General features: G+C 42.4%; 9 protein-coding genes. 8 read left to right on the forward strand and 1 reads right to left on the reverse strand.

Annotated features, from left to right (window positions below; translation table 11 throughout):
- Positions 1-6: 6 nt before the first annotated feature.
- From MHI01_RS21890 to MHI01_RS21925, 8 genes are all read left to right on the forward strand, one after another.
- Positions 7-666 carry a class I SAM-dependent methyltransferase gene (locus MHI01_RS21890; RefSeq protein ID WP_340984142.1) on the forward strand — a complete coding sequence of 220 codons (660 nt, stop codon included), beginning with the start codon at positions 7-9 and terminating at the stop codon, positions 664-666.
- The gene (locus MHI01_RS21895; RefSeq protein WP_340984143.1) at positions 667-1,668 is read left to right on the forward strand and encodes a glycosyltransferase; all 1,002 of its coding nucleotides are present in this window, start codon (positions 667-669) and stop codon (positions 1,666-1,668) included.
- 13 nt (positions 1,669-1,681) lie between these two features.
- Positions 1,682-2,707: a pseudaminic acid synthase gene (gene pseI / locus MHI01_RS21900; RefSeq protein WP_340984144.1), complete on the forward strand. Its 1,026-nt coding sequence runs from the start codon at positions 1,682-1,684 to the stop codon at positions 2,705-2,707.
- 1,061 nt (positions 2,708-3,768) lie between these two features.
- Positions 3,769-3,966, forward strand: coding sequence for a cold shock domain-containing protein (locus MHI01_RS21905; protein WP_017691992.1), 198 nt, complete (start codon positions 3,769-3,771; stop codon positions 3,964-3,966).
- A gap of 422 nt (positions 3,967-4,388) precedes the next feature.
- On the forward strand, positions 4,389-4,952 hold the full coding sequence (hpf, locus tag MHI01_RS21910; protein WP_017691993.1) for a ribosome hibernation-promoting factor, HPF/YfiA family: 564 nt from the start codon (positions 4,389-4,391) through the stop codon (positions 4,950-4,952).
- Positions 4,953-5,933: 981 nt separating this feature from the next.
- Positions 5,934-8,438 carry a preprotein translocase subunit SecA gene (gene secA / locus MHI01_RS21915; protein WP_036667733.1) on the forward strand — a complete coding sequence of 835 codons (2,505 nt, stop codon included), beginning with the start codon at positions 5,934-5,936 and terminating at the stop codon, positions 8,436-8,438.
- Between the two features lie 439 nt (positions 8,439-8,877).
- Positions 8,878-9,991 (forward strand): peptide chain release factor 2 gene (gene prfB / locus MHI01_RS21920; RefSeq protein WP_101313559.1). Its coding sequence is split into 2 segments (ribosomal slippage): positions 8,878-8,949 and positions 8,951-9,991, totalling 1,113 coding nucleotides; the frame shifts between segments, so codons are not numbered across the junction.
- A gap of 132 nt (positions 9,992-10,123) precedes the next feature.
- Positions 10,124-11,032 (forward strand): YitT family protein, encoded by a 909-nt coding sequence (locus tag MHI01_RS21925; protein ID WP_036612451.1) that lies wholly within the window; start codon positions 10,124-10,126, stop codon positions 11,030-11,032.
- Positions 11,033-11,311: 279 nt separating this feature from the next.
- Here the strand turns inward: MHI01_RS21925 and cls are convergent, their stop codons facing one another.
- Complete coding sequence (gene cls / locus MHI01_RS21930) at positions 11,312-12,760, reverse strand: cardiolipin synthase (RefSeq protein ID WP_340984145.1); 1,449 nt, start codon at positions 12,758-12,760, stop codon at positions 11,312-11,314.
- Positions 12,761-12,870 lie beyond the last annotated feature (110 nt).

Consider the following 12,870-nt stretch of genomic DNA (forward strand, 5'->3'; position numbering starts at 1 on the left):
GTTCTAATGGATTCACTAAATAAAAAACAATGGCTTCAACAATTCAAAAAAAATAAATTGTTTTACCCCGACGAGAGAATCGTATCATTTCTTAGTAAATATTATAAAAATCAGGGTAATAGAGATAAACGTGCACTGGATGCTGGATTTGGCTCTGGAAGGCACTTGGCTTTACTACATGACTTTGATTTTGTAGTTCATGGTATTGATTATAGCGAAGAAATCGTTGATCTTGCTAAAATTGAATTTTCTGATTGGGGGTTTGATTTGAGATGTGCAGACATATCTAATAACGACTATCAAAAGGACTTCTTTGATGTTGTACTATGTTATGGGGCTATTTTTCTAAGAACTCCATCTGAAATGGAAGCTGATATTTCAAATATTTATAACTTACTAAATTATGGTGGGAAGATGATTATAAATTTCAGAAGCAAAAATAATTGGTTCTATGGATACGGAGAACAGATTGAGAAGAATACGTATATATTGGATGAGCGTGCTAAAGCGTATAATAAAATGACATATACATTCTTGGATGAAGATGAAGCAGAGCAAATGCTCAAAAAAAGTGGATTCAGTATAAATAACTACGAATTTTATGAGTTAAATAAAAATAAAGCTACAGAATTACACAGTTGGCATGTTTTTTGGGTCGAGAAATAAATGATTATTATGCATGGAGCAGGTAATTCTGATATAGGCATAGGTCATCTAAGCAGAATTAATAGTCTTGCTTTAGAGTTCAATCGCTTAAATATTAGAGTGATGTTAGTTTTGGAAGCACCTAAACTTTTGGTGACTGAGATTATTAATTCCACCAATAATATTTATATAGCTGAAGATAGGGAAGATGCGAATGAATATATCAAAAAAGTAACAAAAGAAGGTGAATTTATCGTTTATATTACGGACCTTCTTGATCTGGGCTTCGAACAAAGAAAGTTTTCGGATCAATGTAAATTTAAGGTGCGTGTTCACCTGAACGATTCAAATATTAGTGAATATATTCCAGATATTTGGATAAATGGAGATGCATTTAGGAATCCTTCCAATTCCTTATTCAACCATGGAAAAACTACTGGTTTAATGGGCCCTGCATACTCAATTATACGAAAGGAAATTGTTAATGTCAGACCGTTAAATAGGAAAGTTGTTGATGAGATTAAGAAGATACTGATTAGTTTTGGTGGAGCTGATCCCGGTAAATATACTGAATATTTTTTGGGTGATATTTGTGTTAGATATCCGTCTGTACAATTTAATGTTGTTATTGGACCAGCTTTTTCTGATCATAGGATTCATGAAATAGTTAATAATTTCACTGGTGTTTCAAATGTAGATCTGCTCATTAAACCTCAGGGGCTTGAAAATTTGATCATTTCAAGTGATGTTTTTATTAGTCTAGGGGGAATTAGTGCATATGAAGCGATGTGTCTTGGTTGCCCCGTAATAGCAGTTCAGTGGAAAGGGATGTCTTCATATGTAGAGAAGATGGATGAAAAAGGATTCATATCTTCTCTTGGAAACATAGAGGATGTTATAGAGACACTCCCTAGTGTATTAGTAGGAACAACACTTCTTCAAAAAAAAGCAGAATATGCTTGGCGTTTAATAGATGGACGAGGAGTGGAAAGAGTTGCTTCTTCGATCTTACAATATACTTGAAAGGATTTTTTAAATGTCATTATATTTCGATAAGTTAAAGAAGCCATTTATAATAGCTGAAATGTCAGGTAATCATAATCATTCATTGAATAGAGCCTTGGAAATTGTTGAAGCTGCTGCTAAGTGTGGAGTTAGCGCTCTTAAGTTACAAACCTATACTGCTGATACAATGACACTTAACATTAATGAGGGTGAATTTTATATAAGTAATCCTTCGAGTTTATGGTTTGGACAATCATTGTATGATCTTTATGAAAAAGCCTACACCCCTTGGGAATGGCACGAGCCTATCTTTAAGAGATGTAGAGAGCTGGGCATCATTGGTTTCAGTACTCCTTTTGATCATACTGCGGTAGATTTTTTGGAAACTTTAAATGTTCCTTTTTACAAAATTGCATCATTTGAGATGACTGACCAGCAATTAATAAAAAAAGTTGCTCAAACTCGGAAACCTATTATTGTTTCAACAGGAATGGCAACAGTTAGTGAAATTGATGAGATGGTTAGAACCGCTCGAGAAAATGGTTGCCCTGAGATTGTTCTATTAAAATGTACGAGTACTTATCCAGCGAAGGCAAAATACTCGAATTTATTAACAATTCCGCATATGAAAGACCTTTTTAATTGTAGAGTTGGTTTATCAGATCATACGTTGGGAATAGGGGTTTCTGTTGCTAGTGTAGCATTAGGCGCAAGTGTTATAGAGAAACATTTCACTCTTTCTAGGTTAGACGGAGGTGTTGATGCAGAATTTTCGTTAGAGCCGAAAGAAATGGAATTACTGGTTGACGAAACCAATCAAGCATGGGAATCTCTCGGTTCTATTCATTATGGTTTAACAAAAGGAGAACGAGCGGAAGGAAGACGTTCCCTTTATATAGCGAAGGATATGAAAAAGGGCGATATATTTACTGAGATGAATGTCCGTTCAATTAGACCAGGTAAAGGACTTGAAACAAAATATCTTGATGTTGTCATAGGGAGAACAGCCAAGACTGATCTTAAAAAGGGAACTCCACTTAGTTGGGATATATTGTAAAATATATCAATGATGAGTTAAAAGTGGGGATGGAAGTGATAAACCTTTTGTTGGTGTAGCCATTTTTCTTGTACTCTGGGTTGCAAAGAGTTTCTTCGCAGAAAGGTCATTATGTGTGGGTATAGGAAAAATGGTCAAATGGACGGCTTTCAAAATCTATTAGAGTTTGAGAATCATACTAAATTCGTCGTGGTCTATTGTTGAATTTACTAAGTGAATGGATAAGATGGATCTCTTTAGTAAAGAAGGGTGGGTTACTATGAGATAGCTAGCTCCAACGAGAGCATTTTCCATCGACAAAGTATACGATCAGTCATGAGGACAGCATAAATTAGAGGTGTCATGCGTTCCGTTCCATTAGCGTGGCTATATCCAGTCTTTATTTTCCTACGACCAGTTCCCAGTGTCCGATTATTTCGAATTTTCTTTGTGGAGAATAACTTGTAATTTACCTCCAATCAAACGTCCTAGGTATATTTAATTATGGGATTATATCGCAAGAGGTTACAGGTAGGCCCTAACGGTATGATTTTTTTCCTTCAAGGAAACAGACATTTACCTGACCATTTTCAAGTTGAGAAGGAAAGTTTACTACATTCCTGGGAAGCGTTCTTGGATTAATAGATCCGCATGATAGAGTTGCGATGAAACGGTGCACTCTAATTTGCGGTAAATGTCGCCGGACGCCTTCCTATTTTTTTTAAAACCCAAAAAAATGATTTAATGGTTTTATTTAAATATTATTTATGATATGGATTTTTTTGCTCATGTTGGATTCTCGTTGTATGAATGAACGTGTGAATCTTCATTTTCCATTAGATTTCGTACTTTACATACAGTGATCAAAACATCAAAAATAGACTTATCAACCCGCCAATTACCTGATATATTTAAGATATCCCACCTTTCAACACAAACCCCAATTAATCTACAAAAAATTCCAAGAAAACATTTACTTTTCCAATTGACAATGGATAACTTTGGATGGTATTATCTGAATTGTGGGCAGAGGTTAAGGCCGAAAGCTTCACTTCATTTGATGACGAAGGGAATGTTAGTGCATGCAAGGTAAAGTAAAATGGTTCAACGCAGAAAAAGGTTACGGTTTCATTGAGACTGAAGACGGCGGCGACGTATTCGTACATTTCTCCGCAATTCAAACCGAAGGATTCAAAACTTTGGAAGAAGGTCAATCTGTAGAATTCGACATCGTCGAAGGCGCACGTGGACCGCAAGCAGCTAACGTAATCAAATTATAATCATCCGGACAATCCGACCTACATATATGGTTAGATGGTTACCAAATTGAATTATCGCTAGCATCAGACTCCGGTACTTTCCGGGGTCTTTTTTTGTTCTAAATAGATTCGAGATTTGAGGATCAGTTGAGAATCGATATTCTTTTAAATCTGGTAGTTTCAAGAGAGAGATTGAAGTTCATTTTACATAATAGATTGAGCAAGCTCAAAAACGGTTAAATACATCATCAAGCGCCTAATAAGACATTCCATGTAAATATACGATTATGGCTGAATATGATGAAATATCGCGAAATATAGCGTTATGGATACGTTGGCAGATGTGGCTTGAACAGATGTCATTATTCGGTCACCGGGAGTTTTTACATGGCGCTTACATTCGTGTTATAATGAAGTGGCAAAGGAAAAAGGAGGAGTGCCCTATGAATTTAAGTATTCGAGGTCAACAAATCGAGGTTACTGATGCTTTGAAGGATTATGTCGACAAAAAGTTGAGTAGACTCGAGAAGTATTTCGATGCACCCCTTAACTCTGACGGTGCTGTTACATTGAGCACGACGAGAGGTTTGCATACGGTAGAGGTGACGATCCCTTTGAAAGGCATTGTGCTCCGCGCCGAGGATGAGAGCGACGATATGTACGCATCCATTGACTCCGTGGTGGACAAGCTGGAACGTCAGATCCGCAAACACAAAACAAAAATTAACCGTAAGTTCCGCCAGGAAGGCAGCCTGAAAACACTCTTCGTTGAAGATCCAACAGGTACTGTAGCTACAGCTGAACTGGATGCGGACACGGATGACGATGATTTTGAAGTCGTACGGACGAAACGCTTTATGTTGAAACCAATGGACGTGGAAGAGGCCATCCTCCAAATGAACATGGTTGGTCACAATTTCTTCGTATTCTCCAACATTGACAGTGAAGAAGTTAGCGTTGTTTACAAACGGAACGATGGTAAGTACGGATTGATCGAACAAGGTTAATATTAACGTACAGGATCATCGGAACGGACATGCGTATGAATATCTAATAATAATGAAGACAGGGACTGTAGTTTCCTGGATTGGACTTAACAAGAGCTTCCATCCCTTAGGGGATGGGGCTCTTTTGTGCGTAGAGAAGCTGGGAAATCACCTTTGGAAATAAAATGGTGAAACTATTCCCTATGCTGCTGCGTCTAATAGATAGTAAGAATAATCATAATTGGTACAAGTTTATCACCAGATTCCGATGCTTACGAAAATATTCGTATACCTACATTCGAGAACTGGATATTGAGATTTCCATCCAAATTTACCATCAAAATTCGTTGACAGAGCTGTCTATCCTGCAAAACGAAACATGACAATCGGACGCTTCCGCTAACGACTATGATTTTTTGCACTTAAACTCGGTTTGATATGTCTCAGAAGTTCAAAGAAGTGTGCCGTGGCGTGTTGCGGCGGCTCTTACAAACTGTTACAATTTATGCAAAGAGAATCATTGTCCTGATGAGGAATTGTCAACGAATGATCGCTAATCATAATCAATGACAGGCACAGCACCATGAACATGATTCGCAAGGCTCGGGCTTCGGCTACTTTTTAATAACCGAATCCGTTTGAATACCGAATCAGCTTCATGAGAACCCTTGGCAAGCCTGGAGTTGATTCATCATATTACTTATTGGCATATGATTTGAATTTGATTTTTACACGGATGACGAAGAGGGCGGAAATGATCTGTAGAAGCGAAGCGTTCGCCTTTATCCCCGGATTTCCCCCTCTGAGAAGAGAGTTTAAAAGAAATCAGGGGATAACAGCGATCGAAAGGACATTCTGGCAACTGAGTTGACGAAGTGTAACCTTCATTAAGCTCAAATCATATTGTTTGTCACCCCCGGGCAAGTGGATGCAATATCCATCCGATGGTGTCGCGTGGCGGCAACAGGGGGTCTATTCTGTTTTGCACGAAAGGGGTATACCATGCTAGGACTTGTCAAAAAGATCTTCGGCGACATGAATGAACGTGATGTTAAACGTCTGATGAAGACGGTCGATGTGATCAATAAACTGGAACCACAATTTCAGGCGTTGTCTGATGAACAACTGAAAGGTAAAACGGACGAATACCGTGCTCGTATTGAAAAGGGAGAAACGACAGATGAACTTCTTCCAGAGGCATTTGCAACCGTACGTGAGGCATCACGTCGTGTACTGGGCAAACGTCACTACGATGTACAGATGCTGGGCGGTATCGCTCTGCATGAAGGCCGTATTTCCGAGATGAAAACGGGTGAAGGTAAAACGCTGGTAGGAACACTTCCGGTATATCTGAACGCGTTAATGTCCAAAGGTGTACACGTGGTCACGGTCAATGACTACTTGGCACAACGGGATAGCCAGGAAATGGGACAAATCTATGAGTTCATGGGCATGACGGTTGGGGTTAACCTCAGCGGTATGGACCATGCGTTGAAACAACATGCATATGCATGTGATATTACGTACGGAACGAACAATGAGTTTGGTTTTGACTATCTGCGTGACAACATGGTGCTTTACAAAGAGCAAATGGTACAACGTCCATTGTTCTTCTGTATCATTGATGAAGTAGACTCCATCCTGGTCGATGAGGCGCGTACGCCACTCATTATCTCTGGACAAGCTCAGAAGTCGACGGATATGTACTATGCAGCAGATCGTTTTGTGAAACGTTTGGTGCCGGAAGAAGACTTTACGGTAGACATTAAAGTGAAATCCGTAGCGTTGACTGAGGCGGGCGTGGCAAAAGCAGAGAAAGCATTTGGTATCGAGAACTTGTATGATCATGCCAATGTAACTCTCAACCATCACATTGTACAGGGCTTGAAAGCTAATGCAATCATGCGTCGTGACGTGGATTATGTGGTCAGTGATGAGGAAGTCATGATCGTCGATGAATTCACAGGTCGTCTGATGTCTGGACGTCGTTACAGTGATGGATTGCACCAAGCGATTGAAGCCAAAGAAGGCATTGAAGTACAAAATGAGAGCATGACGCTTGCTACGATTACCTTCCAGAACTATTTCCGGATGTACCGTAAACTTGCGGGTATGACGGGTACAGCGAAAACCGAGGAAGAAGAGTTTAAAAAAATCTACGGTCTCGAAGTACTGCAAATTCCAACCAACCGCCCAAACAAGCGGGATGACATGGCAGATGTCGTGTACAAGAGCATCGATGGCAAGTTCAATGCCGTTGTAGAAGAGATCGTGGCACGCCACAGTAAGAATCAACCGATTCTGGTAGGTACAGTGTCCATTGAGAACTCTGAACGCCTGTCTGACATGCTTAAGCGCCGTGGTGTCAAACACCAGGTACTGAACGCCAAGTACCACGCGGAAGAAGCAGAGATCATCTCAGGAGCTGGTCAAGCGGGTGCAGTAACGATTGCAACCAACATGGCAGGACGGGGTACAGATATTATCTTGGGTGATGGTGTAGCTGAAGTAGGCGGCCTTCATATCATCGGTACTGAGCGTCACGAATCACGCCGGATTGATAATCAGCTGCGTGGTCGTGCAGGACGTCAAGGTGACCCGGGTTCAACACAATTCTACCTGTCACTGGGTGATGAATTGATGAGACGTTTCGGTGCAGATAATGTATTGAACATGATGGAGCGTCTTGGTTTTGAAGAAGACCAACCGATCGAGAGCCGGATGATTACCCGTGCAGTAGAATCAGCGCAGAAGCGTGTTGAAGGTAACAACTTTGACGTGCGTAAAGTCGTTCTCCAATATGATGATGTCATGAACCAACAACGTGAAATTATATATAAACAGCGCCGCGAGGTACTGGAGTCCGAAAATATCAAACAAATCGTTATGGATATGATCAAGCCTTCCATTGAACGTATCGTTGAAGCACATTGTAGTGACGATATCCCGGAAAACTGGGAGCTTCAGGAAGTTGCTGATTACATGAACAGCAAATTGCTGGACGATGGTTCCATAACTAAAGATGATCTGTGGGGTAAGGAAGCAGAAGAGATCATCGAGTTCCTGTTCACGAAAGTTCAGAACAAGTACAATGCACGTGAAGAGCGAATTGGCGAAGAGATGGTTCGTGAGTTCGAGAAAGTGGTTGTGCTCCGTGCAGTAGACAGCAAGTGGATGGATCATATTGATGCAATGGATCAATTGCGTCAAGGTATCCACCTTCGTGCCTACGGCGGTACAGATCCACTGCGTGAGTACCAGTTCGAAGGCTTCGAGATGTTCCATCAGATGATCGCTTCGATTCAAGAAGAAGTAGCGACTTATGTGATGAGAGCACAGATCGAGAGCAATCAGGAGCGTCAAGCGGTTGTTGAGGAAAGTCAGATCTCGACAAGTGGTGAACCTGCTGAGAAACGTCCAGTGAAGGTTTCTGACCAAATCGGACGTAACGATCCATGCCCATGCGGTAGTGGTAAGAAGTTCAAACACTGCCACGGTCAAGAGTAGAGCGATGGTTTTTATATACACTATAGTGTAATAAGTTGAACCTTGATTTTACACCATAACGGAGAGTGCAGAAGCAATCTGAAGAAGCGGAGCGTTCGCCTTTATCCCCGGATTTTTCCCTTGTAAGAGGGAATCAAGAAAATCTGGGGATAAGAGCGATCGGAAGATGCTGCTGTAATCGGAGTAACAGGTGTAACATGAATGAGGTCAACTTAGATAGCATGACATGAATGGCTCCTTGCAGCCGGGTATTCCATAGGATGAAGTGAAGGATGCAAAACCGATTAATGGTGCATAGTTATAATAATATGACCATGATCACGGGGAAGAGATATACTGATACAACAGTAGTCTCAACACCAGGTAACGCATCGGATACTTGATCTGGAGGAATGCCCTGGATGCGGGGAGCTTATCTTAATGAAAAGAGGAATTGCACATGATCGATCCAAACGTGAAGCATGACCTGCGTGAAATAGGCAAGAAACTAACCAACCTTAGGGGGTCTCTTTGACTTAGATCTGAAGCAAGAGATGATCGGCAACTTCGAAGTGAAGATGTCTGCTCCGGATTTCTGGGATGATAGTGACAAGGCGCAATCCGTAATCGCTGAGCTAAATGCGGTGAAGGGATCTGTGGATCAATACACCAAACTCCAACAGGACTATGATGATGCGGTGATGATGGTAGAACTGGCTGACGAGGAAGGCGACGAAGACCTCGCTGCAGAGATCGGTAGAAGCGTCACAGCGATCGTGAGCAAGGTGGCAGAGTTCGAACTTCAGCTGCTCCTGAACCAGCCGTATGATAAGATGGATGCCATTCTAGAGCTTCATCCGGGGGCAGGTGGTACCGAGTCACAGGACTGGGGACAAATGTTACTCCGGATGTACACACGTTGGTCCGAGAAGCGTGGCTTCAAGGTTGAGGTGCTGGATTATCTGCCAGGAGATGAGGCGGGGATCAAGAGTGTCACGCTATCGATCAAGGGGCACAATGCTTATGGTTATCTGAAAGCCGAGAAGGGTGTACACCGACTGGTGCGGATCTCTCCTTTTGACTCATCGGGCCGTAGACATACGTCCTTCGTATCATGTGATGTGGTTCCTGAGATTGATGATACGATTGAATTGGACATTCGAACAGAGGATCTCAAGATTGATACCTACCGTGCGAGTGGCGCGGGTGGACAGCATATCAATACCACCGACTCAGCCGTGCGGATTACCCACCTTCCGACAGGTGTAGTTGTAACGTGTCAGAATGAACGTTCACAGATCAAGAACCGTGAGCGGGCGATGAAGATGCTTCGTTCGAAATTGTATGAGCGTAAAATTGAAGAGCAAAAACAACAGCTGGATGAAATCCGAGGAGATCAGTCGGATATTTCATGGGGTAGCCAGATTCGCTCCTATGTGTTCCATCCCTATAGTATGGTAAAGGATCACCGTACAAGCGTAGAGACTGGAAATACAGGAGCAGTAATGGACGGCGACCTCGATGCATTCATCGATGGTTATTTGCGTAGCCAGATTAAAGTAGAAACCGATTAATATAAGTTCCTGTATGGACCCATACGTGTAGGCGTATGCTGGTGTATACGGGAGCTTTTTTTTGAATAATTTTATAGGATAGATAAAATGAGCGAACAACTGATCAGTCACATAAAAGGAGAGCACGAGAACATGCAACAACGATCACAACTTCACAATAATCGCAAAAAGAGGATAACTAGCCTCATTCCACTCAATGGTCCATGGAGAAACGTCGTGGATACGGTATCTATCATTGTAGGTTCGTTTTTAATTGCAGTGGCCTTTAATTTATTTTTATTACCAAATCAGATCGCTTCGGGTGGGGTGTCCGGGTTATCAATTCTGGGCAAGGAATGGCTTAATTGGGAGCCGGCATATACCCAATGGGCAATTAATATCCCACTTTTGATTGCGGGTTTCCTGCTCATTGGCAAGCAGTATGGTGTTCGCTCGGTATTGGGCAGTATTGTCCTGCCACTGTTAGTTTATCTCACGAAGGATTGGGCCATTCCAACAACGAATCCGCTACTTGGTTCACTGTATGGTGGGATTGGTGTTGGTTTAGGGATTGGAATTGTATACCGAGGTAGAGGATCAACAGGTGGCATGAGCATTCTTGCCAGAATCGTACAGAAATACAGTGGATTGAGTTACTCTCTGTGTGTCGTAATTATGGATGCTACGGTTATTATTATGGCTGCTTTTGTATTGTCATTGGAACAGTCTCTCTATGCACTAATTGGGTTGTATGTTACTGGTAAAGTGATCGATGCCGTTGAGATGGGCCTAGGCTTTTCCAAGGTGGCTTATATTATCTCCAACCAGACCGAAGCGATTAGCAAAGTGATTCTGGATGACCTGGATCGCGGATTAACGAAGCTGGAGGCCAAAGGCGGTTACACCGATGATCAACGAACGGTACTGATGGTCGTGGTTGGACAGAATGAGGTACCAAGACTCAAAGCGTTGATCCGGTCTGTGGACCCGGGAGCATTTGTCATTATCAGTAACGCGCACGAAGTGCTCGGCGAAGGCTTTAAGCGGGGAGAACATGTGTGAACGAGTTTAAAATACAGCGAGTGAGCCGTGTAGGCTCATAAGTTTGAAAATTTAAGAAAAAAAGCAGGTACGCCCTCCTCTGAGATAACGGAGAGGGAGTACCTGCTTTTCTATTATTAAAAGTTCAACTTAACATTTCACATAACGGAGAGGACAGAAATATCCTGAAGAAGTGGAACGTTCGCCTTTATCCCCGGATTTTCCCCTTTAGAATAGAGAATCAAAAAAATCTGGGGATAACAGCGATCGGAAGGATGTTCTGTCATCGGAGTGCCACCACTACAAAATCGGAGATAACAGACGGGAAATGGCTTCTTTGAAGCGGATAATGAGACTACGTTTTTGGTATTCATCGAGCGTCATTTCCCGCGATACATGCAGGTCGTGCTCAAAGGTTTGTACAAGTGCTGCCGCAATCGCTTCATCGTACATAAAAGCATTAACCTCAAAGTTCAACCGGAAACTGCGGTAGTCAATATTGGCGGTTCCCACGGATGCAACCAAACTGTCAATGATAAGTGTTTTGGCATGAATGAAGCCATTATCATATATAAATACTTTGGCGCCCACCTTCAACAACTCACCAATATAAGATAACGTAGCCCAATATACAAAGGCGTGGTCGGGTTTATTTGGAATCATAATGCGAACATCAATGCCGGACAGACACGCGAGACGAATAGCTTCGAATACACTGGCATCCGGGATAAAATAAGGCGTTTGAATCAGAATCGAATGTTTGGCCCCATTAATCATCTTAAGATAACTGTTTTTGATATGCTCGGTCTCTGCATCAGGTCCACTGGAGACAATCTGCATGGCAATCTTTCCTGTGCCCTCAATATGAGGGAAATGCGCCGGAACATAAGGTGTGTCGTGTTGTTTGGACGCTTCATTCCAATCCAAGAGGAAACGGGTCTGCAGCGCATGAACTGCGTTCCCTTGAATACGCAGATGTGTGTCACGCCAGTAACCGAATTTCGAGTTCAAGCCAAGATACTCATCTCCAACGTTAAATCCGCCCGTGTACCCCAGGTTACCATCGATGATGACAATCTTCCGGTGGTTCCGGTAGTTCATACGCAAGTTGATCAGACTGAATTTGGAGGGGAAAAAGACTTCAACCAAACCGCCTGCTTCGCGCAATTCTTTGAAAAAGCGTTTGGATACCCGCCGCGATCCGAGCGCGTCATACAGCAAACGAACTTTGATGCCTTCCCGCGCTTTGCGGATGAGTGCATCTCGAATTCTTTTGCCCAGACGGTCGCTTCTATAAATGTAGTATTGTACGTGCACGTGATCCTTGGCCGCTTCGATGTCATCCAAGAGCCGCTGGAATTTATCTGTTCCATCCGTAATGATCTCGACCGCATTATCTTCCGTCACCAGAGCACCGTTCTGCTTCAGGTTCATATAGATCATGTCCTGGCTAGTCTCGGTTGCTTGGTTGCGGAAAGGTGTGCGGTTATCGTGCAACTGCGTGAGCTGGGCTTCAATACGTTCCTCTAGCCCGAGCTTCTTACGTTCTTTCCACTGGAAAAGCCGATATCGGGTCAGGTTCTGACCGGTTAAAAGATAAAGTAAAAACCCAAACACCGGAATAAAGTTCAAGACGAGCAGCCAAGCCCAGGAAGCGCTGGCATCCTTCCGTTCGAAGAAAACGACTGCTGCCGCAAAAATAATATTCAGGCCAAGGAGTACAATAAGTAAAATGGATTCGATATGCACTATAGTCCCCCACGTCTCATAATGACCATCATGAATCTATTCATATGTCCTTGGTAGCAGGTTAGTTATGAATGAGACCCTGATTGTAATGTTTCCTACTAATACGTATT

It is taken from the genome of Paenibacillus sp. FSL M7-0656 (genome assembly GCF_038003225.1).
In the GTDB taxonomy this organism is placed as follows: domain Bacteria; phylum Bacillota; class Bacilli; order Paenibacillales; family Paenibacillaceae; genus Paenibacillus; species Paenibacillus amylolyticus.